The following is a 24,957-nucleotide window of genomic DNA, read 5'->3' on the forward strand; positions in this document are numbered from 1 at the left end:
CCCGGGTCCTCGCAGGGCCTTGCCGGCGCCGCCGTGCCGTGGTGGTCCCGGGACGTGTTGGGACTTAGGTGTCGCTACTGGTGGTGAAGGGGTCGGTGTCGGCCTCCCACGCCTCGGAGAACTCGGCTGTGGCGAAGGCCTCGGCGAGCCCGCTGACCTGGGAGAGGCGGGTGACCTCGTCGGGCTGCATTCCGAGGTTCTTCTCGAACCACGCGAAGGGCTTCCTCTCTCTGCGCAGTTGCAGAACCATCTCCGACAGGCCCTCAATGGTGTGAACTCCGCGTGCGGCGTTGTGGCGGATGGTCGCGGCCTGGCGGTCCTCCAGGGCTTCACGGTCGGTGTTGATCACGGTGATGGGGAGGTAGCCGTGCAGGCGCGCGGAGACCGCGGAGGCGTGCTTGCCGATGAGATGGCGGTGAAATCCGTCGACCACTTCGATCGGCGCCGCGGTGTCGTTCACGGTGGAGCCGTCGTGCTGGGGGCGCCAGGCCACGATTGGCTGGGTGAAGCCGTCCGCGGTGATGGAGTGCTCCAGGAGCTCCATCTGCCGGGGAGCGACCGCGTTGGGGTTGTAGGAGTTACCCTCCACGCTCTCGGCCTTTTCCCAAAGGACCAGGTCGACGGGCTCGCCCTGGAAGGGGCTCTGCTCGTGAAGGAGGCCGCGCAATGCGTTGAGTGTGGTGACGCGCTCGTCGAGCGGCAGGCCGGCCAGCGCGTCGATCAGGGGCCGTGCTGCGTCCACGATCTGCGCGCCCGTGCCGGTTTCAGGGGGCGGCGGGGTACGGCGACGCGGTGCTGTCGTGCGTGCGGACGCGGACGCCTGGGTGGAGGTGAAGGGGATGTCGAGGGCGGTCTGCTCGCTTCCGGATGTCTGCCCAGGTGCGAACGGTCCGTCGTCGGTCACCGCCGGGTACGTCGCTGAGGTGTCGTGCTGGTCAGACGGTGCCACGGAGCCCCCACTCCTGCCTCTTGATCTGCATGCGCTTCTTGTAGGCCTCGTAGGAGTTCTTGTTCTTCGGCGGCGCCATCGAGAACTCCTTGCACCAGTAGTCGTACGACAGCATCATCTTGACGATCCGTTTCCAGGACGGGGTCTGCTTGTCGAAGGGCCCGTCGTCGGGGATGACACCGTCGGTGTAGCCGTTGTTCTTCTGGTGCCACCGGATGAACACGGCGATCTTGATGCGGAAGTGCTCCCCGGTCTGCGGGGGCATGGACTCCAGGAGGTTCTGGGCGAACTGCTCCCAGGTGATGGTGTCTGGTTTGGTGACCTTGATCCGGCCCGAGACGTTACCGACCTCGCGGGCGGTGCGGGCGCCGAACTCGGCGCCCTGAACGCGGGCGGCGACCTTGCCCCAGGTGTGGGGTTCGATCAGCTGGTAGAGCCACAGTCCGCGTTTCTGGTCGTCGCCGTAGGGCTGGCACAGCCGCATCTGGTGCAGGGTCAGGCCAGCTTGGTGCATCCGGTCGTAGACGACGTTGTAGGGGACATTGTCGCGGCCGTTGAAAATCCAGATGTCCTCGACGCGCCAGTCGTAGATCGGGTAGGCGTTGAATGTTCTGGCGGTGATCATCGTGGTCCACGCGAGGCCGTCGTGACGGGTCTTGCGGGTGCTGGCGATGGTCCGGTAGCGGTTGAGGGATTCCTGGGTGCGGATGCCGACGAGGCAGGCGGTCATCCGGCCGCCGTTCTGCTGCGCGTACCAGTCGCCGAACTTCGGGACGAAGTCTTCGAATTCCATGCCGCGCTCGAAGAAGTCGAAGTAGACCTCATCACCGATGGCTTCTTCGGGGCGGGGGCGGACCCAGGCGTCTTCCTTTCCGGGCTCCCAGCACATCCACTGCGGTTCGAAGGCGGAGACGGCGTTGCGCAGGTTGAGCGGGAGGGCGACCCAGTAGGCGTCGATCACGTCGGCGTGCCGCTTCAGCATGAGGCGCAGGTAGTCCTCGGTGAGCTGGTACTGGGCCTCCAGGTCGACGATCAGCACGCCGAGCCGGCGGCCGCGGGCGCGGGCCTCGTTCGCCGCGAGTTCGAGCAGGACCCCGGAGTCCTTGCCGCCGGAAAAAGAGACGTAGACGTTGGGGAAGTCGGTGAAGATCCGGGCGATCCGCTGACGGGCCGCGGTCAGTACATCCATTCCAAGGCCGTGCCGAGCCATGCGTCCACCTCCTCGCGGGTGATCTCGATGATGTCGCCTTCGGCGGTGACGCGTACGTATGCCCGCTGCTCGCCGGTGACGCGGGCCCGGGGCCCCAGGGTGCGGCGCACCGTGCGCCAGTTGGGCACTGGGGGGTTGAGAGGGCGGGAGACCTCGTAGACCCTGCGAGGGCGCAGGGTCCAGGCGTCCAGGACGCCGCGGTGTCCGCGGGCGTCGGCCTGGTCGTAGTCGGTCTGGGGGCGCAGGAAAGTGCGGGCGAGTCCGTGGCGTGGGTCGTGGCCGGTCAGCTCGGCGACCCAGCCCTTGTCGCCGTGGATCCGTTCGATGACTTCGCGGGCGAGGAAGGTGCCGCCGTCGGGGCGGGTAGCGAGGGCGGCGTCGAGCTCGGCGGCCAGGACGGGTGCGGCCTCCGTCCAGGTCGCGGCCCGGGTAAGGGCCAGTGTCCGGCCGGAGCCGGTGGTGCGGGTGCCGAGGATGTAGGCGAGAACGCTCATGTGGCCGGTGTCGGAGAGGATCCGGCCGCCGGGGAGGCCGGCCGGTAGCTGGGGTTCGCCGTGGCGGGGAGTGTAGTGGATCCGCCGTACGGCGCCTCTCTGCCAGGGGCTGTTCTCGCGGGCGGGTGCGGCCACGATCCAGCGGGGCAGCCCGTCGGAGGGCGCGGCGCAGGTGCCGGGGGCGTGATGGGCGCCCCGCCTCCAGTAGCCGGTGCCGGCCGGAACGGTGGTGCGGCAGTCCAGACACCAGGCGTCGGCGGCAAGCGGCGGCCCGGGGAGAGGCTGCTCAGGACAGGCGCGGTGGATGGGCCGGTAGCGGCCTGTGTCCCCGTGGCCGCCGAGCAGAGTTGCGGTGCCCTCTGCGGTGGCGACCCAGCCCTGGCAGACGGCGCACCGGCCGGCGCGGGGGTTGGTGGGCAACTCTGCGGGCCGGGGCGGGCATGTCTGGCAGACCAGGAGGCGGCCGTCGACGGTGTGGTGCACCATGCCTTCGCCGGCGGCCAGGTCGCGGCTGCAGCGCAGGCAGGAAGCGTCGGCGCGGTTCGGTGTGATCAGGACGCGGGCGGTGTGCTGGTGCGCGCTGTCGGCCAGCAGGGTACGCAGGCGGCGGATTTCGCGGGGGCCGAGCGGGCTGCGCCGGCTCCAGCGGCCGGTGTCCTGAAGGCCGGTGGTGGTGGCCAGCAGGGCGGTGATTTCCCACCGCTGGGCGGCGCGGTGGTGGTCGACGGCCAGGACGAGGGCGCCGATGGGCACCTCGACGACGGCGCGGGGGGGCAGCCAGGGGCCGTCGAGGCCGGGGGTGCCGGCGGCGTCGGCGGGTATGGCGGTGATCAGGCGCCGCCATCCGTTCGCTGTGCCGTGCGCGAGGTCGGGGACGGTGATCCGCGCGTGCGTCGGCGTGACGGCGGCTGTCGTGCGGGAGGCGGTCATGCGGGTTCCTCGCCCGGGGGTCGGGGCGCGGACGCCTGGCGGGAGGGGCGCGGGTAGCTGCCGCGCTTACGGCGGTTGGGCCACCAGGCATGGACCTCGGCGTAGAGCCAGCGTTTGCCGTCCGCATCGGGGGCCGGGACGGGGGCGGGGGCCGAGGGGTCGTTGCGCAGGGCCCGCGACAGGGTCTCGCGCCGAATTTTGAGGTGGTAGGCGATGAGCAGCTGAGGCACGGGTTCGCGGGTGACCTGGGAGGGCGGATCGGCGGGCCCCGGCCGGGGTGCCCTGCTGGCACGTGCGAACGCGCCGAGGTGGTGGTCGATCACGTCCGGGCCGTAGTCGAGTTCCCGTTCCACCCAGACGCGGCCCTTCGCCTCAACGAGGCGATGGATGAGCTCGGGGAGGGTCTCGCGGCTGGTCATGGGCCCTGACTGGGATCGGCGGCGGTCGGGCCGATGGTACCGCTGTCCCGCACACAGGACGGTGACCGCCCGCCCGGAGACCGGCCGCCGGGACACGGACGGATGACGAAGACGGTGCAACGCGGGGACCTCCTGCTACGTCGATAGGGCCTTCCACGGGAGCCAACCATCCCGCAAATCAAATCGCAACCGGTTTGAGTTGCGATTTGATTTTTGGCGTGCCACGGTATTCGGACCCAATTGCGTACCGCGGCGTGACAGGCGCCGCTGAGGAGGTGTGGTGGTGTCGTTCAATCTGCTCGACCGGCCCTGGCTGCCCGTCCTGACCCGGGACGGCCAGAGCCGGATATCGCTGCGCAACGCGCTGGATGACGCCCACGAGGTGAGCCTCGCCGGGCGGCCGGAAGAACACACGGCGCTGCTGCGCCTGCTGCTCGCGGTGTACGCGGCGGCGGCCCGACCGGCCGATGCCGACCAGTGGGACGCGGCCTGGCGCTCGTCCGCACTGGATACGCGCAGGATCGGTGGCTATCTCGATGCCCACGCCGACCGCTTCGACCTCTTCTGTGCCACGCACCCGTTCTGGCAGTCCGCCGATGTGACCGCGGCGAACCGGGGGGTCGATGTGCTGGAGATCGAGTCCTGGGGCTCCGGCACCGCGCAGTTCGCGGCCCACCTGCTGATGCCGCCGGAGCCGATGGACCCGGCGGACGCCGCCGTACGCCTGGTCCTGCTCCAGTCCTGGCATCCCGGAGGAATCCAGAGCGGGCACCCGGCCGACCCGGCCACCCGGAGCGGCAAGGTCTACGGCGGCAAACCCGCCCCGCTCAGCACGGTGACGCACCTGAGGATCACCGGGGCATGCCTGAAGGACGAGTTGCTGCTGAACTGCCCGCCCGGCACCCGCACCCCGCAGGACCGGCCGGTGTGGGAGCGCGGCTCCCCTCCTGCGCCGATGCTGCTCCGCGAGCCGGCGGGTGTCCTGGATGTGTGGACGTGGCCGACACGCCGAATTCGGCTCCTGCAGGACGAGTCCGGTCACGTGAGCGCCGTCGCACTGCACGACGGCGACCGCGCAGCCGACCCCGGCGCGGCCGCGGCCCGATGGGACCCGGGCGCCGCGACGAACGGGCGCGGCACCCGGCTGGCGACCGTGGACGCCGCACGGCATCTGCTGCCCTGGGCGCCCGCGCGGCTCCTCGACGGTGGACCGGAGACAGGCAGTTGCGCGGTCCTCGGCCATCTTCTCGCCGCCGCAGAGCGCGGCGTCCTGCCGCCCGAGACCCGGATGGAGACGGTGGTCCTGCGGGCCGAGCACACCACCGCGCACCGGGCCGCCCTGTCGGGAATCCTCCCGGTCCGCGCCGCACTGGGCCCGGTCGGCGTTCTCGCGGATCCGGGCCGGCGGGCCGCGTTCGTCGCGGCGGCGGGTCTGCCCTGGGAACTGCAGCGGCAGGTCAGCCGCACCGCCGCCGAAACCCTGTCCCTGATGCCGACGGCCGCCCCCACACGTCCGGGCCTCTCCCTCGCCGCCCACCTGGGCCACGCCTGGGAAGAGTTCAGCCAGGACCCGGACCAGGGCGCCGACCGGTGGGCCGAGGCCCTGGCCACAGCTGTGGAACAGGTCGCGGGCTGCGCCGGAAACGATCTGATGGCCGCCGCCCGTATCCGCAGCGCGGCTCTGCGCGCGCTGCCCCGCCCCGGCCTCCCTGTCCCTGGCCCCGCAACGGAAGAAGCCCGCCCATGACCCAGACCCCCCGGCCCCGGGACCCGGTTGCAGCCCAGGTCCAGACCGTGGCCAACACCGTGCTGGCCAGCCTGCAGAGCCGCCTGCCGCACGGTGTGGACCGTCACCTTCCGGCCGCACTGCGCCGCAACACCCCACCGGACGACCCAGCCCTGTGGCTGACCCTCGACCTCAGCAGCCTCCACCCGCACGGTGACGGCCTCGACGCACCGACGTACGTCCGGGCCGCGACAGCGACCACCGCCGCCGCGCAGCTGTGGGCCCGCACCGGCATCGTCCACCGCAAGAGCTCCGCGGACCGGCACAACAGCCTGGGAGCCCTCGCCGCCCGGCTGGCCCGCACCCGCCCCGCCACCGAGCGGGATTTCGCCCGCATCCTGCGGTCCCACACCCTCGACGAGGTACTCCCCCGCCTACGGTCCCTTCTCCACCAAGGCCGCAACGAAACGCTCAGCCTCGACTACGCCCTGCTGGCCTGCGACTTCTACGCCCTCCAGTCCCCCGGCGGATCTCTCACCGTCGGCCAGAGGTGGGCGCACGCCTTCACCCAGGCCAAGGCCCGCACCCGCCGCACCACCCCGCTCCCCGCCCACGGAAAGGCCGATCCGGCATGACCATCCACCTCGCCCTCCACGCCCTGCACACCCTGCCGCCCAGCAACGTCAACCGGGACGAGCTCGGCTCACCTAAGACCGCCCTCTACGGCGGGGTGCCCCGGGCCCGGGTCTCCTCCCAGTCCTGGAAGCGGGCGATGCGCACCCGCTTCTCCACCGCAGACCTGATCCCGGCCCAGGACCTGTCGGCCCGCACCCGGCAGGGCATCGGCCAGCTGGCCACGGCGATCGCCGAGCGCTGCCCCGGCCTGGACGGTGGCCAGGCGGCCGAACTCGCCGAAACGGTCCTGACCTTCGCCACCGGCGCCAGCGCCGACACCGCCTCCGCCCGCCGTAAGACCACCGTCGCCAACGCGCCGGTCACCCGGGAGATCCTCTTCCTCGGGCTCCGCCAGATCGACCGGCTCGCCGAACTGGCCGCCGAAGGTGCCGACGACATCGCCGCGTTCCTGAAGAAGAAGGCCAATGCAACCGCGGTCAAGGACGCCGCGGCCTCCCGCGACGCGGTCGACCTCGCCCTGTTCGGACGCATGATCGCCACCGGCGACGACCTCACCCTGGACGCCTCCGTCCAGGTCGCCCACGCCCTCGCGGTACACCGCACCCCCACCGAGGTCGACTTCTTCACCGCCGTCGACGACCTCGCCGCCGCCGACGACAACAGCGCGGGCATGGTCGGGCAGCGGGAGTTCCTATCCCCCACCCTCTACCGGCACGCCGTCCTCACCGGCCCCGACCTCGCCGCCAACCTCTCCGACTACGCCGGAGCCATGGACGTACGGCAGGTGACCACCGCGTTCATCCGTGTGTTCGCGGAGGCCGTCCCCTCCGGGCACATCACCTCCTACGCCCACACCACCCGGCCCGACGTCCTCATCGCCACCGTCACCGGCAACCCTCTCAACCACGTCGGCGCGTTCGAAACCCCGATCGAGACCGAGGCCGGAGGACACCTCACAGCCGCCGCCGCGCGCCTGGCCGAACACATCATGCTCACCGACACCGCCTACGGCGACCCCACCGCCCGCTCCTGGCTCCTCACCCTCAACCCTCACGCCACCGCGCCCCTGCACTCCACAGCCACCCGCGTCGACAGCCTCGCCGCTCTCGCCGACCAGGCGGCGGCCGAACTCTCCCAGCGGACCCGGGAGAACACCCTCCGGGAGCAGGTGTGAGCGTCCTCGTCCTCGTTCTCGCCGGTCCCATGCAGTCCTGGGGCAGCAGCGGCCGCCACTCCCTCCGCGACACCGACCCACACCCCACCAAGTCCGGCGTGATCGGCATGCTCGCCTCCGCCACCGGCCTGGCCCGCACCGACACCACCGCCCTGGCGGAACTCGCCGCCCTCACCTACGCCGTACGCACCGACCAACCCGGCACCCGCATCCGCGACTTCCACACCACCCACACCCGCGCCGGCAAAGCGATGCCGCTGTCCGACCGGTATTACCTCGCCGACGCCGTCTTCACCGCCGCCCTCGCCGGACCCGCCCCCCTCATCGACCGCGTACACCAGGCACTGCTCAACCCGGCCCACCCGCCGTTCCTCGGCCGCCGCTCGTGCCCTCCGGCCCGGCACCCCGCCCACAGCATCCACCCCGAGGCCACCGACCCCGCCGCCGTCCTGGAAACCCTGCCCTGGCAGGCCGCCAACTGGTACCAGCACCAGCACCCCCGCCACCGGATGACCCTCCACCACGACACCGATCAGGCCAATCCGGCGGCCCGCCTCCACCCCGACCACCCCGCCGACTTCACCCCCGGCCACCGCCGCCACCACACCCGGCCGGTCGCGACCCGCACCCTCCCCCCTGCCACAGGCCCGGACCGCCCCGGCCCACTGGACTTCTTCGACGCCCTGGACGACTTCGCATGACCCACCTGACCCGCTGCCCCCTCAACCCCGCCCGCGCCCGCCACCTGACCGCCTCCCCCCAGCGACTCCACGCCGCCGTCGCCTCCGCCTTCCCCCCACCCCCGAGCGGAACAGCCCCCGGCCACCGGGTTCTGTGGCGCCTGGACGAAACCCGACACCCGCACCGCCAGTCCACCCTCCTCATGGTCAGCTCCACGCCACCCGACCTCACCCACGTCATCGAACAGGCCGGCTGGCCCCACCACACCAACCCGGACAACCCCGGCTGGGACACCCGCCCCTACACCCCGCTCCTCGAAGCGCTCCGCCCCGGCACGCGCCTGTACTTCCGCCTGACCGCCAACCCAACACGCGATGTCGTCCACCCCAGTCGGCGCCGAAGCGTCCGCACCGCCCTCACCACCCCCACCGAGCAAGTCCAATGGCTTCTCGACCGGGCACCCAAGGCCGGATTCACCATCCCCCAGCGAATCGAGCAGCCCGACCAACCCCAGCTCACCCTGACCGCCAACCAGATGCTCGACTTCACCCGCACGCCCGCCGAGCACCGCAGCAGAAACGTCCGGATCCGCACCGTCACCTACGAAGGCCACCTCCACGTCACCGACCCCGAAGCCCTGCGCCACGCCCTCACCCACGGCATCGGCCGCGGAAAGGCCTACGGCTGCGGACTTCTCACCCTGGCCCGCACGAGGGAACCGGACTGACCAGACCAGGCGGTTCGAAGCCGGACGAAATGCGCGATACGGACGTGCCCGGCCAGCCTCGCCGACGCATAGAGCACCCACGCGCAGGGCGAGTTCGCCGACTACACCACCGCCATTACCCGCGAAGGGCCCCGTTCGCGGGCGAGGCAGCCCGCGAACCGGCAAGCTTCGAGACGCTTAGCGATCCGCCCTACCGGGGGTTTGTGCACGGTCTGGGTCGGGCGCATCGGCAGGTCTGGGTACTTGCGATACTCGGCGGTCAGCGGGATGCGGCGGTGGTGGGGACAGGGCACTCCAGCTTCGACATGGCGTCGGTGCTCACCGCGGGGGCGAAACAGTGGTTCTGAGTGCCCTTGGTCTGGATGACGACGCCGTACTCCGGTTCGGTACGCGGGGCCGGGAGGTGCCCTTGGGCCTCGCCTTCCCGCTGGGCGGCTGTCCTGCGAGAGGGGACCTTCCACTCGGCCCTCCTCCCCCAGCCCACTCGTACGCTTTCGGTCTGGCGTCAGGCCGATCTGGTGTGGGTGGACGCAGGCCGGCTCTCCTGCCTGGGTGTACCGGTGTCCATCGACGAGGTCGAAGGGTGGGTACTTCGCGTCATGGTCGGTCATAGATCACGAAACATTCGCGTGCGTACCGCAGGGCGGGGCAGATCCCGCACAGCCGGTGGTCCGAGTCGGGGCGGTAGCCCGTCCACGGCCACGAGGCAGCATCGCAGAATCCGTGATCCCAGCATGCCTGGTCAGGAGACTGTGTGCCGCCGATCGCACTGAACTGATGCGCTCGACTCCATCGACAAGGCACTCTCAGGGTATGAGCCAACTGCTCCCGATCGCGGCACAAGCATGGACAGTCTCCGCCGTCCCCTACGACTGCCCAGCCGCTCGCGCCCTGACCCAGGCCCTTCAGCGCGAACAGTTCTCGACCTACGGGCGGGCCGACGACCCCGGAGCCAACGACACCGCGGAGTTCGAGCCGCCCAGCGGCGTGTTTCTTGTCGCAGGTCGTACAGACGGAACCGGCGTGGGTTGCGGCGGGTGGCGAACCGCAGGACCAGCTACCGCCGAGGTCAAGCGTATGTACGTGGCTCCGGACGCCCGTGGATGGGGTCTCGGGCGGCGGCTCCTGCAAGCCCTGGAACGAGATGCGCGCCAACACGGCATGACGAAGGTGATTCTGGAGACGGGCGTCAGGAACCATGCCGCGCTCGCCCTCTACGCCCGCTGCGGATACACCTTGGTGGAGTCCTACGTCCGGGGCCGCGATCCGCAGATCAATCGGGCAATGAGTAAGGCCCTGAGCCTGCCGTCGCAGGCTCACCAGCAGGACGGCGAAGTCGCGCTGCGCCTCAACCCCTTCGAACCAACTGCTTCCGACACCAGGGCTGAATGAAGCAGCAGTGCGTTGACGCCGCGGCTTGTCAGACCAAGGCTCGCTCGAACACTGCACGGTGAGTGCTCACGAACGCATGCTCGCGGCGGCTCCACTCGACGCGTGTTGAGTCCGCCCGGGGAGTTCGTCCTCGGGCAGCGGTCGGCTGGCCAAGGCCATGAGGGCGGAGGCCGTCGGCCACGCGGCTGGGTGTCAGCTTGCATGCGCGGGCGATCTGCGAGGGATAGATCCCTGCTCGCCTCACAATGTTGAACAAGGCTGTGAAGCCACGGGACTTGCATGCCGGGATCACGCAGGATTCGCTCCGGGACCGTGACCTGCTCGTGCATGGGCACACTCCTGCACCGGTGGCGATCGCTGGGTGTACCCACCGCGAGTATTCACGTGGACCTTGTTGCGCGATCTTCCTTCTCGTCAGGCTGCTTACTACTGCGGACCAAAGGACGAGAGCGAAAGGAGAGGCCCGTGGAGCTGGTGAGGATGACGTACACCGACCGGCCACGGGACCGGACTTTGGGTGCAGTCCGGGCCCCCGTCCTCCCGCCGGGCATGCCTACAACTCCCGCAGCGGGGGCCGACGCGGGGTACCGCCCGGACGACTCCCGCCCTGCGCACCCCGGGGGTCAGTCAAGATTCAGGCCGTTGGCGTCCTGGTCAGGGCGGTAGGTAAGGCAGAAACGCTCGGAGGACACCACGTACTCGGTGGCCTCGATCACGGTGCCGCCCTGGCGCGTAATGCGCAGGGTCTGGATCAGGGGGATCCCGATCGGGCTGTCCAGGGCGGTGGCCTCGCTCAGCTCCGGCATGCGTGCACCATCGGAAAGGGTCCAGAACAGTTCGGCCCCTGCCTGTGCGAGACGCTCCAGGACGGCAGATCCTCCCGAAGCTGCCGACCCGAGGTTGGGCAGGCCCTCGACGACGTCCACGGGGACGTACGTTCGCACCAGCCGGAGCGGCACGCGGGGTTCTGCGTCGATGCCCAGCGCGCAGGTCCAGATGGCTACCTGGCCCTCAAGACCGATGCTGTCAGCGAGCTCGACCGGCACCTCTCCCCTGCTCCAGGAGGCGGGGGGGCCCAGCGGGACCCACGACTCGGAGCCGTGATCGATCCAGTCCGCAGGCCCGCCCTGGGGCTGGAGCTCGCGGTGCAGCGTGGTCCGCCGCGGCCGGCGGCGCACGAAGGTCCCGCTGCCCTGGACGGACATCACCACGCCCGACTCCTTGAGGAGCTGCAGCGCTCGGCGAACGGTCTCCCTGGCTACGCCGAAGCGCTTCACCAACTCAGGCTCGGTGGGCAGTTGGCCGTCAGCGCCGTATCGCCCTTCGAGGATCTCCGCGTGCAGGATGCGGGCCACGGTCGCAGCCTTCTGGTGCTGCGGAAGGGTCGAGAGGTCCACGGCGGCTCCTTGGCGGGTGTCTGAGGCACCAAGAGCATACGACTAGACGAATCCCTTGACGAGCACCTGGCACACGTGCAGACTGGCATTCGTCTAGACGACTAGACGAATACGAGGCACCGGGTTCTGCATGCGATCGATTCGTTGCAGCCCAGCGCCCCGCGCAACACCGCTTCCCGGCCCGGCGAAGGGCCGACGGAGCGGGCGCAATCAGCTTGATCAACAACTCCAGAGCGCGACCCACCGCAGCACGACGACAGTGACCACGCCGGCGGAGGCGAGTGGGGACCAGCCGGCCGAGAAAGGGCGCACGCCCACGACGCATCGTGCAACCGGCTCAAAAAGCAGAACGACGCGACCGAACGCTTCAACCCTCCCGGGCGGATCTCCCCGGGGAAGTCGGCCTCGCGTCCAGAGATCACCGCGCGGCATCGCCGTGCACCAACCAGCAATCAACGTCGTCGATGCCCAACGAGCCGCTCAACTCGGTGTGCACCGACGGCCTCGGCTGCTGGTGGCCCAGCCACCCCGCCGACCGCACCACCCCGTTCACCTCTGACCGGCGCCTCACCGCGCCGGACACCACCCGCCAAGCCCAACCTATGGAGGTACGCCATGGACTGGCGACACAACGCCGTCTGCCGCGAGGAAGACCCGGAGTTGTTCTTCCCCATCGGCACCACCGGCCCTGCGCCGCTGCAGATCGAGGAAGCCAAGGCCGTCTGCCGTCGCTGCCCCGTCATGGAGCAGTGCCTGCAGTGGGCGCTCGAGTCCGGCCAGGACTCCGGCGTCTGGGGCGGTCTCAGCGAGGACGAGCGCCGCGCGATGAAGCGCCGCGCCGCCCGAAACCGAGCCCGAAACGCATCGTCCTGAAAGGCTCTGCGGCCGCCTGCGGCACTCGCCCCTACCGGGGGCGCAGCCGGGGGCCGCCCCCATCAGAGCGGTCCGCCCTGGCTTCCTCGCTCAACCCGTTCGCGAGCGAGGAGGCGCGATGCACCGAAGGGGCTCGCGATCAGCGCAGGCCCTGACGAACCAACCCCTCGCCACGAGGCAGCGGTTCCGTCCACCTGCTCACCCATCCGCTTCCAGCAACCCAATCCGGGAGACGAACTCATGACAGTGCGCGCTTACTTCGGTTTCGCTGAGCCCGACAAGGGCACTACCGCGAAGCCGCAGCGGACCCGACGGCGGGTGGCGGTCGCCACCGGCACCGCTGCGGCCCTCGGCCTCATGGGGGTCACGCTCGCCGCACCGGCCTCCGCCGACCCGTCGTACGTCGGCTACGAGGGGGCCACCGTCGACATCCACCCGAAGCCGGGCACCGGTGGCCTCTACTTCCGCGACGCCGGAGGTGCCATCAAGGGCCTCATGGGCGAGAAGGACGAGGCGTCCGTGCTCGGCTGCCACCCCAACGACCCCACCTTGGCGTGGGTGGTACAGACCTCGCGCGGCGACGGCCACGGCGGGTGGGGCACATACGAAGGCTTCGTCCGCTTCGCCTACGCCACCACCGAGGACAACGTCCCGATCCCCTGCGGCGGATGACGCGCTGACCCGGACCGCCTGGTGCCGTGCCCGACCCCGATGGAAGCGGGGTCGGGCACGGTCCCGGCCGCCCGGGCCGGCAGGCCACCCCGGAGGGAAGCACACCGCCCGGACAACCGGCGCGGATCGGTGAGGACACACCGGCCCGCATGCCACGCACCCACCAGACCAACCTGGAGGACGCAGCAGTGCTGAACCTTACCGACGACGCATCCCGACGAATCGACCGCATCCGCAAGGCCGCCGCCAGCGCCCAGGGCCCCCGCCTCAGCAGCGAGCAGATCACGTGTACCGGTGGTGGCCACTAATGGCCTGGGACTGGGACGTCTACTTCAACTCCGGCGCGCGACCGAGGCCGGAACGCCATGACCGGGCCACTCCGCCCAGGACTCCTCACCTGCGGCTGGTCCGGGAAATGAACTGGGACGCCTACTTCAACACGGGCAGCGCGTCGAGCCCGGCGGCCCAGGGACAAGACCCCCCGGCCCGCATCCGCGCGGCGCGTTCCACGCCCTCCGCCACTTAGGCCCGGCGGTCGCCGGGGCACCGTGCATTCCACACGGCGCCCCGGCCTCGATCCCCCAGTTGCTCAGTACGAGGGCCGAGCTGATCGGCCGAAGGGAACGACCATGCAGCACACCCCCGTATCCGACCGCAGCGCCGCGGAGTTGCTCGCCCAGGCTCACGGCGCCGAACACGCCGCCACCCTCGCGCTGAACGCAGGCCACTACCGCCGCGCGCAAGCCCACGCGTTCGTCGGACGGCTCCGGATCTACCTCTACGAGATCGCCCTCAGCAACGAGTGCCGCGACTGCTCGGGAGACGGCATCACCGCCCGGTCCTGCGCCCAGACCGACTGCGAGGAAGCCACTCGAGGCTCAACGCACCACATGCACTGGGAGCCCTGCCTCAACCGCGCCACCCACCGCAGCCCCGTCATCGCCCCCGTCAGCGGTGCCCAGGCACCCCCCAACTGACCGGCCGAACGACGTCGCCCAGGACCTCGACACCCCTGGCCGGCGTCGCCCGGCCGGCAACAATAACCAAAAGCCCAGGGAGAAAGAGAAGTGACCACCGCGAATTCCACGAAGGCCCCCGGCCGAGGAAGCGTCATCGCCTTCCGATTCCTCACGGCCGCCATCATCATAGGCGCAGCCATCGTAGGCGCCATCGGATTCGCTGGTTCGTACGATTCCCTCAAGGAACTTGCAGAACACAAGGGATTCGGAAAATTCTCCTATTTCCTACCCATCGGCGTAGACGCTGGAATCGTGGCTCTTCTTTCTCTGGATCTCTGGCTCACGAGAATGCGAATCCCAATGCCGCTAATGCGGCGGGCTGCTTGGGTTCTCACGGCCTCGACAATCTATTTCAACGCCAATGCTGGAGTTCCGCAGCCCACCACAGTGAATCCCTATCCATCACTGTGGGATGATCCGGTCGCTGTGGGGATGCACTCCGTGCTGCCGCTTTCGTTCATCGCGATTGTGGAGGCTGCCCGGCATGCGGTACTCCGCTTGGCCAAGTTGGCCGAAGACGACTCCATGGACAAGGTCCGCACGATTCGGTGGGTTCTCGACCCGCTGCGGACATTCGGCCTTTGGCGCCGAATGCGGTTGTGGGAGATCACCTCTTATGCGACGGCCCTTCTGCGGGAGAAGGAGCGCCTCGTGTACCTCTACCGCCTGCGGGCCCGGTTCGGGTCCAAGCGCAAAGCCCCCGTCGAGGTAGCGCTTCCGCTCAGGCTCGCTGATTACGGTGAGCTACTCCCCGCACCTCCACTGACCGAGCGGGAGGAAGCGGAGCAGGCTGCGGCTGAGGCTCGCGAGGCCAAGCGTGAGGCTCGCGCGAGGCAAGACCGCGAGGACCAGGAAGCGGAGGAGCGAAAGCGTCGCGAGGCCGAGCGCGAGGACCGCGAGGCTCGCGACTTCGCCCAGCGCGAGGCTCGCGAGGCCGGGCGCGAGGCGGCTCGCGAGGCGCACGAGCAGGAAATGGCGAGGCTCGCGGCAGAGTCCGAGGCCCGGGTTCGCGAGGCTCGCGAAGCTGCCCGTATCGAGGCCGAGGCCCTCGAACGCGAGGCTCGCATCGAGGCTGAGCGTCGCACACACGACGAGGCTCGCAGAAAGGAAAAAGAGCAGGTCAAAGCTCATGAAGCGGAGCGACGCGAGGCTGTGCTTGTTACCTCGCGCACCGGTCAGGAGCAGCCTCGCGAACCGCGCGGCGGCCTCGCCGATACTCGCCCCACGGCCTCGCGAGGCTCGCGGACGGCGCCCTCGCAAGGCGGGGGGCCGCCGAGCCGCGAGGCCCGGAAGGCTCAGCGCGAGGACGCCGAACTGCACGCCGCGAGCTTCATCCTCGCGGACAGGCGGCCCACTGCCAAAGACTTCGGCGGCCTCTACGGCCAAGCCGAGACCTGGGGCGGCGACCGCCTCCGCGAGGCATCGAAGCGACTCGATCGCGACGCCGAGTTCCGGGACCGAGCCGAGGAGTTGAGGCTCGAGCAGATGCTCACCAGCACTGCGACTCATCACACTCCGTAATCATCGTGCGAGGCTCACGAGCCTCGCACGATCCCGGCTCCTCGCAGGGGCCGGGACCACACGCCGCCGCTGGCTCATGCCGCAGCACCCACTGCGGCCCACGGGCCCGCGCCTCGCCGAGCCCTCATGCCCGGCCGAGCGGCCCGGCGCGCCCTCGAACAGTGCCGTCCCATCCACGAAGAGAAGAAGGGAGCACCACCATGCCCACGCACGCCACCCCGCCAGGCTCAGCTGCACAGCCCGGCACGACGTACAGGAGCGTCCCCGAAGGAGACCCGCCCCGCGGCTTCGTCCGTGGCCGGCGGCCTCTGCGCCTCGTCCCGGATCTGGGTGAGTACGACCCGGCCGAGGACCGGATCCGCGAGCAGCTGCTCGCGATGGGCGTCCACCCGGGGGGCCGCTCGTGACCACCACTGACGACACCGGAACCGCGGCCCAGCCGACGGGAGATGGAACGGGAGATGCGGTAGACACGCAGGTCAGCGGCACAAATGGGGCAGCCGTCGCCCCTCAGGGGAGGAGTGGCAAGACCGTGGCGGTCCCCCTGGACGGCAGGGTGATCAGGCCTACCAGGGTCATCTCTGCGGCCGCGCTGCGCGCTGTCATCCGGGATGGAGAGGCGGCCGCGCTGAGCACGGTGGAGACCAGGACGCAGTCCGGTCCACCTCCCCAGAAGGCTCAGCTCCTCAGCAGCACGCGCCTGGTGGATCTCGTGGGCAGCCAGCCCGACGACACTTCGGCGCCCGAGGACGCCCCAATGCCGGTCAAGTCCAAGGCAGATCCGGACGACGCGGGCCGGGTGACCTCACCCGCGAACGACGACGTCGCGGCGGATCGCTCCCGGCGGAACGTCAGCCGAGGCCGACGGAGCGAAGCGGGGAACAGGACGCGGGCGGACGACCTCGCTCCTGACGCCCGAGAGGAAGAGGAGGTGGACGTTGCTCAGCCTCGCGAGCCGAAGCAGAGGAAGAGCCGACCGCTGAGGAAGCGCAATCCCCGGTCCTTCAGTTCCGACGTTCCTGGCAGCAGGTATCTCCCCGGATTCTTGGACACTCCGTGGCGCAGGTTCCTGCTGTTCTGGGGAACGGCCGCCGCGGCTGGAAGTTATGCAGGTATTCGCGTCTGGTTCTCTACTTGGGCCAATGACCCAATCCACCAAGTCGATGGCGTGCTGGCCTACGCTATTACGCTCGTGGCATTCACCATCGGTGTCCTGATCTTCCGAGCCACTAAGTTCAGTCCCTTCGCCCTCTTCGGCCTGCTCGTTCTGGCCGCGTGGCTCGGGTCAACTTACGGGCCGGATGCGCTTCCTCTTGTCTACCCGCACACCGCGAAGGCCGGGCTCTCTCCATACGACACCAAACTGCTTGCCAATGCGATCGGTCTGATCGGCCCAATGGCGTGGTGGATGTGGCTGGTCCGCCGAAAGTTCTGGCTGTGGCGATGGCTGGCATGCGCATTGCTGAGCAGCTCCATTCTCGCCTGTGCGATGTTCACGACCGCATCCTGACCTTTTTCTCATCTCACTCTCTTAATAGAAAGGCACGTCCGTGCATATCCTCGGCTCCGCTACCGCGTCAGGTATCGCGATGCTGATCTTCATCGTCTTGATTCTCGCAATTCGAGGCACTGACCTTCAGTTCATCAATTCCGACAAGAAGTACGTTGCCGCAACCGCATTCCTGTTCGGGATGATGGCCATGGCCGCTGGAAAGTCCTGGTCGGACCTGGTCAAGGGTGTGCACGATCTGCCCGCGTCGGTCGTCGTCAACGGCCCCATGGGCGACCCGGGCACTGGCATCGCCACGCTGGTCTTTCTGCTGCTGGGGTTTGGCCCCGGCTGGAAGAAGCTGTGGATTCCGGCGATCTTCGGGATCGCGGCAGGCGTGTCCGCAGGCAGCGCGGGCGGCTACATCGGTGTCGTCACCGAGATGGTCCGCACCAGTGTGCTGAACATGGCAGGTGCCTCATGAAATCGACTGAGCCCACCTCCGCGTGGAAGGCCGTGCGCACGCCGTTCGATGGGTTCGGGACGCTCCTGAAGACCCTGCTGCGGGGATCGGTCATCATCGGTTACCTGGTCCTCCGGCTTGCTCTGCAAGGGATCGCCGATGCCTGGCAGGCTCTGATCAGGCCACCTGCCAGCGCCAGGGCCGCGCCGAGCGGTGAAGGGAGCCCGGGCGGCGCGGGCACGAAGGACCAGGACTCCGCCGACGCCAGGCAGGACCGGTTCGTCTCCGCCGTGATGGCCTTCATCGTCGGTGCGGGCGTGATCCTCGGTGGGCTGGGGGGCGTCATCGCCTATCTGCTGCCGATCCTTGCGCCTTACAGCACGCTGATCACGTACGGGCTGCCGTGCGCATGGTTGATCGCGGCCGGAGTCGTGGGATCGCGGATGCCCCTCCCCTGGGGAACGCCCGCACCCCAAAACGATCATGAAAAAATTTTGGGGGAGAGGCCGCAGGAAACCGAGCCCGCCGACCCGGCTGACGTGCGGGCCCGCGCCGAGCGCGAGCTGTGCATCGTCATCCTCCAGAGCGTGCAGCATGCCCACGAGAAGAAGCGCAAGGGGGTCCACATTGCCTACCTCCTCGACCAACTGCGAGAGGAGCACCGGGGGTTCGATGAGTGGGACGTCACCCGCCTGCGCAAGTGGTGCGACGGTGCCGGAATTCCTACCAACCGCAGCGTCAAAGTCGACGGGTCCAACCCCACCTGGGGCATCCGCTACGACGAGCTGACCACCACCCTCCAAATGGGCATCCCTGAGGCCATCGCATCCCTCCGAAACACCCCCCTTCCGCACCCCGCAGAAGAGGTACGGAAGGGGGGTGAGGAGGGCACCGTCACCACTCCCGCAGCCGGCCCGCAGACCACCGCGGAGGAGGCCCTGCCCACCACCCTGATTGCCCGGCACCTGGGGGCTGTCTCCGGCCCCTCCCCAGGAGGGGCAGCTTGAACGACCCGATTCGCAGGTAGATGCCATCTCCCCCCCGCGTCTACCTGCGAATCTCCCGCTCCATCTCCCTGCATCTACCGGCCGTCTACGCGCAGCATCTCCCGGCCAACTCCCCCGCACCGGCCGGAATCGGCCCCACTCCACCACTCCGTGGGCTTAACCTGCTTGGTCAACGCCAATGCGCCTACGAGGGGGACAGGGCCGTGCCCTGGGTCTATCACTGCGACAGTTGCAAGGTTCACTCCGAGGAGTACGAGCGCGAGCGGGATGCCAAAGATCATCGGGTCCGTCACCGCGCTCGCCAGCACACGGTCGGCGACATCCCTGACGACCGGATTGAAGGCCACGGGCCGGGCTCGACAGACACCTCGATCTGGGCGTACATCATCGGCCTCGCCATCGCCCTGATCCTGCTCCGCATCCTGACCTGAGCTTTCACCCGCACGCCCCGCCCGATCCATGCCACATCTGAGGCGCCACACCCCTTAAGACAGGGACAGGGCGGCAGGCTCCGATGCGCGGCACTTCATCCCTTCGCGCGAGAATGGCGAGCCCAGAAACCCCCGCCGCCGTCGGGTCCACGGGCCGGGGCCGGGTCAGCCCCTCCCGCTTCCGCGTCAACTGCATCCAGTGAACGCCCCTCCACAGAAAGGAGCTTCAGCCATGAGCGCCGAGCACTCGGGGCGGAGCCAGAAGAATCCATCGCTCGCGAAGCAGGTCATTGCTCCGCGGCTCGTGATCGACCCAGACCTGAGCGCGAACTTGCGCCGACGGATTCAGCAGACTGAGCCGTCCGTGCTGCGGCACGCGGAATCCGTTGGGGGCCCCAGCCCTTGGCAGGCGCTCCTCGCGCCACTGTCCACCAAGACAGGCTGTGGGCTGCTGCTCTATTCGACCTACCTGGTGTTCGCGCCCGATGCACGCAGGTACGCGGAGCTGACGCTCAAGGCGCTCCTCGATGGCGTGGGAGCACCCGGCATGTGGTCGGACTGGACGATCGCCCCGGCTTTGCTCGCGGCCTGGTCGCTTTCCCAGGTCATGCACCGTTTCCAGCAGCGAGCGGAAAGCCGGCAGTTGCGCGCGGCGCGTGCCCACTTCGTGATCACCGACGGTCTCGGCGAGCGCGCACGCACACTGATCGGCCGAGCCGATCACGCGCTGTGCACCGCCCAGCAGGCCGTGTCATCCGGAGATGATTCCGTTGAACGAGACCGAATCGAAGGGCTGGGGCGCGAGCTCTGGGAGATCACGGTCGCACTGCGCGACCTCAACGAGTTCCCGACCAGCGCCCCCCGGCAGCAGCAGACGCCTCGGCTGGATAGGCGTCGAGGACGACCGGACGCCGAGGGACAGGCGTCCGTCGCGAACGGGCCAGCCCTGATGCCAGGGCGGAGCCAGGATCTTGAGGAAGTTTGGGGTGCCATCGAGCGTCGCGTGAGCGCGCTGGTCACGGTCTGCGAGGAAGCCGTCGCGCTGAATCGAGAGTTCGGCGAACTCCGGAGGCCGGTAGAGCCCGATCCGGAGAACGACGCCTTGCTCGACCTGCGCGCCAGCACTGCCAGACACGCGCTCGCCCAGACAAACCTGGAGGCGTTGAGCGCCGAACTCAGCGCCACCCGGCGGGCGTTCAGGGCTGCGGACAGGATCTCCCTCCAGCCCGAGCCATCACCCGATGAACAGGATCGGACGGGCAACTACTAGCCGGAAGGTGTGCCGAAGCCGGGTCTTGATCGTGGCGGCCATGCTGCCACCCCCACAGCTTTCCAGCTGCGGGCCGGCGGCCTACTACTCAAGGTCCGGCGCGACCAGCTCGCTCAGTACGGCGCCAACGTCCCGCTGCGGGAACCCCGCGGGCCACCAGGCACCGTGCTTCTTCCGGTAGGGGTACCACAGGTATCCGTCGCGCCCCAGGCGCAGTTGTGCGTCGTGGCCGAGCACCGTGACCCACGACTCGTCGACCCCCAGGCGGGGAACGCGTTCTCCGGCCCAGGCCCGTCTGATCTCCTCGCGAACGGCCCGCAGATACAGCGGGTCCGCCTCCCACGGTTCGTCGAGCACCGCGAGGGCAGCCACACCGCCGTACCGCCATGCCCGGGCAGCCCGGGCCAGCGCGGTGGGGGTGCGGCGGGTGCCCCAGGCCAGACGTTGGGAGATCCCCAGGGGCGGGTCGGCCGCAGCGAGCCGCGCGGCGTCGTCAGCGACGCTGAGCGCGGTCGGGGCCACCGGCTCGCTCTGGGGCAGGAGGGCCTGGCGCAGCAGCTGTACCGCGCGGACCGCCGTGTCGGTGGCCAGGAACTCGAGAGCCTCCGCATCCACGCCGGGAACGGGTTCTGTCACGGTCGCCCACTGGGCTATCGGCGCCGAGTGGTGAAGAACAGGCGGTGGCGCGGGCAGCGGCGGGAGTCCGGCTTGCGCGGCCGCGAAGACTTGACGGGCTGAGACCCCGCGCGGCGCGGCCTCAGCGGGCATAGTGGTCGCGGCGGCCCGGGCGGCGTTGCGCCGGTGGAGTTCGGCCATGAGCTCGCTTTCGCCGCGTCCGCGCAACAGCAGAAGAACGAAGGGGTCCTGGTCGAGGAGTCGGGCGACCTGGTAGTAGAGGGCCGCAGCGTGTTTGCAGGGATAGCCGTCATCGGGGCACGAGCAGGACGGAACGAATTCTCGGCTGCTGGGCAGGAGCTGCACGCCGGCCTGGGCGGCGTCCTCGGCCAAGGTGGTGGGCATGTCGTGGTCCAGAAGGGCAGCGAGGTGCCCGGCCCTGCCTGCGGCCACGTCGAGCAGTGCGTCCCACTGGGGGGTGGTGAGCTGCTGGATCTCCATGGAAGTGCGGTAGGGGGTGGGGAGACTGCCGTTGACCTGTGCGGTGACACGGCCGGGGGTGATCGTGATCTCGCGGACGTTTCCAGCGCGGGCGTAGGTGCGTCCGCGGGCGAGGCGTCCGGTGACGGAGCGGCTCGGGCCTTCCAGGGCATCGACCCAGGCGTTGCCCCACCAGGTGTCGGCGAAGGAGCGGCGGCCGCGCGCGGGGGGCAGCGGGCGGAAGACACGGCGGCGGTCACGGTCGTTGCCGGGGGTGCGATTCATCGGCGCACCGCCCGCAGCTGGACGAAGTCGGCGAGCTCGGCGTCGGTCAGTTCGGTGAACGCTGCTTCTCCGCCACCGAGGACGGCGTCCGCCAGTGCGCGCTTGGCCTGAAGGAGTTCGGCGATGCGGTCTTCGACGGTGCCCTCGGCGATGAGCCGGTGCACCTGGACTGGGTGGGTCTGGCCGATGCGGTAGGCGCGGTCGGTGGCCTGCTCCTCCACCGCCGGGTTCCACCACCGGTCGTAGTGGATGACATGCCCAGCGCGGGTGAGGTTGAGGCCGGTGCCGGCAGCTTTCAGGGAGAGCAGGAACACCGGGGACTGACCGTCCTGGAAACGACGCACCATCTCCTCGCGCTGGGGCACGGAGGTGGCGCCGTGCAGGAACTGGACCGGAATGCCGCGGCGCGCGAGGTGGTCCTGGATGAGGCGGCCCATGCCGACGTACTGGGTGAAGATCAGAACGGCCTCATCCTCCGCGAGGATGGTATCCAGGAGTTCGTCCAGGAGGTCCAGCTTCCCGGACCGGCCCGCGGTCTTCGTGGGCTCGTCTTCTTTGAGGAACTGCGCGGGATGGTTGGTGATCTGCTTCAGTGCCGCCAGGAGCTTGAGGACTAGGCCGCGCCGAGCGATGCCGTCGCTCTGCTGGATCTGGGCCATGGTCTCGCGGACCTGCGCCTCGTACAGGCCGACCTGTTCCCTGGTCAGGATGACCGGGTGGTCGGTCTCGGTCTTCGGCGGCAGTTCCGGGGCGATGCCGGGGTCGGACTTCTTGCGGCGCAGCAGGAACGGGGCGACCAGGGCGGCCAGTCGGCCGGCGGCTTCAGGGTCCTCGCCGCTCTCCGCCCCGCGCGCGTACGCGGTGCGGAAGGCCCGCAGCGGGCCCAGGAGCCCGGGGGTGGTCCAGTCGAGCAGGGCCCACAGCTCCGAGAGGTTGTTCTCGACGGGGGTGCCGGTGAGCGCAACACGGGCCCGGGTGTTCAGCGTGCGCAAGGCCTTCGCAGTAGCCGAGAACGGGTTCTTCACGTGCTGGGCCTCATCAGCCACGACCATCGACCATGCGGGCTTGGCGAGTTCGGCCTGACGCAGGCGCATGGTGGCGTACGTGGTCAGCACGAAGCCGGTGTCGGTGTCGAGGTGGTCGAGACTGCGTTTCGTGCTGTGGTAGCGGCGCACGGACGTGCCGGGCGCGAAGCGTTCGATCTCCCGCTGCCAGTTGCCCATCAGGGACGTCGGGCAGACCACGAGGGTCGGCCCGGCCATGCCCGGGATGGTCGCGCGGTGCAGGTGCAGAGCGATGAGGGTGATGGTCTTGCCGAGGCCCATGTCGTCGGCAAGGCAGCCGCCCAGGCCTAGCGAGGTCATCTGGTGCAGCCAGGTCAGGCCGCGCACCTGGTAGTCCCGCAAGGTTGCGGCCAGCGCTGCCGGGGCGGGCAGCGGGGTGCGGCGGGCGGTGGCTTCGGGGTCGGCGAGGCGCTCTGTGAGGTCGGCCAGCCAGCCCCGGGCGGTCACGGGCACGCGCTCGTCCCCGATATTCGCGCTGCCTGCCAGCACAGTGCCGAGCGCTTCCACGGGGGTCAGCTCGCGGGGTTCACGGCTCCGGGCCCGGGCCAGGAGGAGCGGGTCGATCATCACCCACTGGTCGCGCAGCCGCACCAGGGGCCGGGTGGCCTCGGCGATCTTGTCGAGTTCCGCTTGGTCGAGTTCTCGGCCGCCGAGAGTGAACTGCCAGCGGAACGACAGCAGGGCTTCGGCCGACAACAGCGAGGGCAGGTCGGATGACGTCTTCTCGGCCGGTTCGACGACGGCGCGGGCCAGGATCTCTTTGGCCAGCTCCTTGGGCCAGTGGATCTGGATGCCCGCTGCCGCCAACGTCTGCGCCGCGTCGCCGAGCAGATCGCCGACCTCGTCGTCGGAAAGGACCAGTGCGGTCGGGGCCGCCATGTTCAGCAGTCGGCCCATCGGCGGCCAGGCCCGGACGGCCCGGCGCAGCGCGAGTAGCGCCTGGGAGCGCACCTCCGGTGCGGACAGACCTGCTGCTGCTCTACCTGACCAGATGTCCTTCGCGTCGGCGAGGGAGCCGTCGGCCAGGTGGTGCAGTTGGACGACAGCCGCCAACCGGTCTTCGGCGAATGGGGTGTTCGCGGTGAGGCCGTTCTGCTCTGGGGCGTGCGGATCTGCCCGGTTGCCCAACGTATCGTCCGGGCTGGGAAGCTCGATGCGCAGGGAGACGCCGATTCCCGCGTCGAGCCCGGCGGCGATGTCCTGCGCCCATTCCCGCGGCGGTCCTTCCACTTTGCGCGCGGTGTGAGCGGCCCAGGTCTCCTCACCCGTAGCCACCGCGCCTGCGGGGGTGCGGGCCAGCGCATCGGCGACCGCGTCCAGAAAGGCCCGCAGCAGCGGCTCGGCCTGCGGCAGTTCCAGGGGTCCCTCGCCCGCAAGCGGTTCAGCTCGGGCCTCGGGCGGCATGGCGGCCGCCAACTCCTGTATCCGCAATACGTCGTCCCGGTCCAGCGGGCCGATCCGCCACGCGTCAAATCCCCCCGGGCTGACACCGGGCAGCAGCCGGCCCCGGCCGAGCAGTTGCAAGGCCAGGACGGTGGCCGCGCCCCAGAACGCGGACGCAGGATCCGCTCCAGGCGTCCGTCGGGCTTCCGCGAGGAACGCCAAAGCGTCCTTCATTGGCACGAGACGAGCCTCCACCGCCCGGCGGCGAACCGACACCCCGTGCGGGCGCACGACCGTCAGTCGGTCGGCCGCTTCCGGTACGGGCAGGCCGTCAGGGCGCCAGAACGCGACCTGTCCCGCGCGCGGAAGATCAGACGGAACGAACACCGCGGCACAGGCGGCGAGTTCGCCTGGCCGCGCCGCGGTCATCGCGGACGCAGCGGCCGGGCCACCCTCCGCAGTCGACATGGCCGACGTACCGGACACCACGAGCAGTCGCCTCCCCAGACCCCACGGCGCGGCCCACCAGGTCCGCGCCCCGCCGAGAGTAGCGCCGACCCATCAGTCGCCGGGCCCGAACGCCTGGGGCCCACCCGATCGAGGCACCTTGCTGCACCGCTGCACCGTCAAGGCCGCTGCAGGGATGCTGC

24 protein-coding genes are annotated in these 24,957 nt (G+C 69.7%); 17 read left to right on the plus strand and 7 right to left on the minus strand.

Annotation, left to right across the window (positions count from 1 at the left end):
- Positions 1-64 precede the first annotated feature (64 nt).
- Genes OG413_RS40900 through OG413_RS40915 form a run of 4 tightly spaced genes read right to left on the minus strand, consistent with a single transcriptional unit; the run spans position 65 to position 4,002 of the window.
- A complete protein-coding gene (locus tag OG413_RS40900; protein ID WP_266814770.1) occupies positions 65-949 on the minus strand; it encodes a ParB N-terminal domain-containing protein in 885 nt (294 codons plus the stop codon).
- Positions 936-2,138: a DUF3440 domain-containing protein gene (locus OG413_RS40905; protein WP_266814771.1), complete on the minus strand. Its 1,203-nt coding sequence runs from the start codon at positions 2,136-2,138 to the stop codon at positions 936-938. Before OG413_RS40905 ends, OG413_RS40900 begins: the two co-directional genes overlap by 14 nt.
- Entirely contained in the window at positions 2,126-3,583 is a 1,458-nt protein-coding gene (locus OG413_RS40910) for a hypothetical protein (RefSeq protein ID WP_266814772.1), read from the minus strand. The genes OG413_RS40905 and OG413_RS40910 overlap by 13 nt, the downstream gene beginning before the upstream one ends.
- The gene (locus tag OG413_RS40915) at positions 3,580-4,002 is read right to left on the minus strand and encodes a hypothetical protein (protein WP_266814773.1); all 423 of its coding nucleotides are present in this window, start codon (positions 4,000-4,002) and stop codon (positions 3,580-3,582) included. The genes OG413_RS40910 and OG413_RS40915 overlap by 4 nt, the downstream gene beginning before the upstream one ends.
- 283 nt (positions 4,003-4,285) lie before the next feature.
- Between OG413_RS40915 and casA the strand changes: the two genes are divergently transcribed.
- The 6 genes from casA (at position 4,286) to OG413_RS40945 (ending at position 10,338) form a co-directional block, all read left to right on the plus strand.
- Positions 4,286-5,749 (plus strand): type I-E CRISPR-associated protein Cse1/CasA, encoded by a 1,464-nt coding sequence (gene casA, locus OG413_RS40920; protein ID WP_266814774.1) that lies wholly within the window; start codon positions 4,286-4,288, stop codon positions 5,747-5,749.
- Positions 5,746-6,363, plus strand: coding sequence for a type I-E CRISPR-associated protein Cse2/CasB (gene casB, locus OG413_RS40925; RefSeq protein ID WP_266814775.1), 618 nt, complete (start codon positions 5,746-5,748; stop codon positions 6,361-6,363). Before casA ends, casB begins: the two co-directional genes overlap by 4 nt.
- On the plus strand, positions 6,360-7,538 hold the full coding sequence (cas7e, locus tag OG413_RS40930) for a type I-E CRISPR-associated protein Cas7/Cse4/CasC (RefSeq protein WP_266814776.1): 1,179 nt from the start codon (positions 6,360-6,362) through the stop codon (positions 7,536-7,538). Before casB ends, cas7e begins: the two co-directional genes overlap by 4 nt.
- On the plus strand, positions 7,535-8,239 hold the full coding sequence (gene cas5e / locus OG413_RS40935; RefSeq protein ID WP_266814777.1) for a type I-E CRISPR-associated protein Cas5/CasD: 705 nt from the start codon (positions 7,535-7,537) through the stop codon (positions 8,237-8,239). Before cas7e ends, cas5e begins: the two co-directional genes overlap by 4 nt.
- Positions 8,236-8,946 (plus strand): type I-E CRISPR-associated protein Cas6/Cse3/CasE, encoded by a 711-nt coding sequence (cas6e, locus tag OG413_RS40940; RefSeq protein ID WP_266814778.1) that lies wholly within the window; start codon positions 8,236-8,238, stop codon positions 8,944-8,946. The genes cas5e and cas6e overlap by 4 nt, the downstream gene beginning before the upstream one ends.
- Before the next feature lie 813 nt (positions 8,947-9,759).
- Positions 9,760-10,338 carry a GNAT family N-acetyltransferase gene (locus OG413_RS40945; protein ID WP_266814779.1) on the plus strand — a complete coding sequence of 193 codons (579 nt, stop codon included), beginning with the start codon at positions 9,760-9,762 and terminating at the stop codon, positions 10,336-10,338.
- A gap of 623 nt (positions 10,339-10,961) precedes the next feature.
- On the opposite strand, the gene OG413_RS40950 is transcribed toward OG413_RS40945, so the two are convergent.
- Positions 10,962-11,735: a GntR family transcriptional regulator gene (locus OG413_RS40950; RefSeq protein WP_266814780.1), complete on the minus strand. Its 774-nt coding sequence runs from the start codon at positions 11,733-11,735 to the stop codon at positions 10,962-10,964.
- Positions 11,736-12,350: 615 nt separating this feature from the next.
- Between OG413_RS40950 and OG413_RS40955 the strand changes: the two genes are divergently transcribed.
- The 11 genes from OG413_RS40955 to OG413_RS41005 all read left to right on the plus strand — a co-directional run bounded on the left by OG413_RS40955 (position 12,351) and on the right by OG413_RS41005 (position 20,480).
- Entirely contained in the window at positions 12,351-12,608 is a 258-nt protein-coding gene (locus OG413_RS40955; protein ID WP_266814781.1) for a WhiB family transcriptional regulator, read from the plus strand.
- 240 nt (positions 12,609-12,848) lie between these two features.
- A complete protein-coding gene (locus OG413_RS40960; RefSeq protein ID WP_266814782.1) occupies positions 12,849-13,280 on the plus strand; it encodes a hypothetical protein in 432 nt (143 codons plus the stop codon).
- 149 nt (positions 13,281-13,429) lie between these two features.
- Positions 13,430-13,588, plus strand: a complete 159-nt coding sequence (locus OG413_RS40965; RefSeq protein WP_266814783.1) for a hypothetical protein — start codon at positions 13,430-13,432, stop codon at positions 13,586-13,588.
- 321 nt (positions 13,589-13,909) lie between these two features.
- Complete coding sequence (locus tag OG413_RS40970) at positions 13,910-14,257, plus strand: hypothetical protein (protein ID WP_266814784.1); 348 nt, start codon at positions 13,910-13,912, stop codon at positions 14,255-14,257.
- A 90-nt stretch (positions 14,258-14,347) separates the two neighbouring features.
- Positions 14,348-15,820, plus strand: a complete 1,473-nt coding sequence (locus OG413_RS40975; RefSeq protein ID WP_266814785.1) for a DUF2637 domain-containing protein — start codon at positions 14,348-14,350, stop codon at positions 15,818-15,820.
- A gap of 200 nt (positions 15,821-16,020) precedes the next feature.
- Positions 16,021-16,227 (plus strand): hypothetical protein, encoded by a 207-nt coding sequence (locus tag OG413_RS40980; RefSeq protein WP_266814786.1) that lies wholly within the window; start codon positions 16,021-16,023, stop codon positions 16,225-16,227.
- On the plus strand, positions 16,224-17,330 hold the full coding sequence (locus OG413_RS40985) for a hypothetical protein (protein WP_266814787.1): 1,107 nt from the start codon (positions 16,224-16,226) through the stop codon (positions 17,328-17,330). The genes OG413_RS40980 and OG413_RS40985 overlap by 4 nt, the downstream gene beginning before the upstream one ends.
- 79 nt (positions 17,331-17,409) lie before the next feature.
- Positions 17,410-17,793 (plus strand): hypothetical protein, encoded by a 384-nt coding sequence (locus OG413_RS40990; protein ID WP_266814788.1) that lies wholly within the window; start codon positions 17,410-17,412, stop codon positions 17,791-17,793.
- Positions 17,790-18,779 carry a hypothetical protein gene (locus tag OG413_RS40995; protein ID WP_266814789.1) on the plus strand — a complete coding sequence of 330 codons (990 nt, stop codon included), beginning with the start codon at positions 17,790-17,792 and terminating at the stop codon, positions 18,777-18,779. Before OG413_RS40990 ends, OG413_RS40995 begins: the two co-directional genes overlap by 4 nt.
- Positions 18,780-18,982: 203 nt before the next feature.
- Positions 18,983-19,210: a hypothetical protein gene (locus OG413_RS41000; protein WP_266814790.1), complete on the plus strand. Its 228-nt coding sequence runs from the start codon at positions 18,983-18,985 to the stop codon at positions 19,208-19,210.
- 232 nt (positions 19,211-19,442) lie between these two features.
- Entirely contained in the window at positions 19,443-20,480 is a 1,038-nt protein-coding gene (locus OG413_RS41005) for a hypothetical protein (protein ID WP_266814791.1), read from the plus strand.
- Between the two features lie 84 nt (positions 20,481-20,564).
- On the opposite strand, the gene OG413_RS41010 is transcribed toward OG413_RS41005, so the two are convergent.
- Together OG413_RS41010 and OG413_RS41015 are read right to left on the minus strand one after the other, a co-directional pair.
- The gene (locus OG413_RS41010) at positions 20,565-21,860 is read right to left on the minus strand and encodes an SWIM zinc finger family protein (protein ID WP_266814792.1); all 1,296 of its coding nucleotides are present in this window, start codon (positions 21,858-21,860) and stop codon (positions 20,565-20,567) included.
- Complete coding sequence (locus OG413_RS41015) at positions 21,857-24,775, minus strand: DEAD/DEAH box helicase (protein WP_266814793.1); 2,919 nt, start codon at positions 24,773-24,775, stop codon at positions 21,857-21,859. Before OG413_RS41015 ends, OG413_RS41010 begins: the two co-directional genes overlap by 4 nt.
- Between the last annotated feature and the right edge of the window lie 182 nt (positions 24,776-24,957).

Source organism: Streptomyces sp. NBC_01433, assembly GCF_026340105.1.
Lineage (GTDB): Bacteria > Actinomycetota > Actinomycetes > Streptomycetales > Streptomycetaceae > Streptomyces.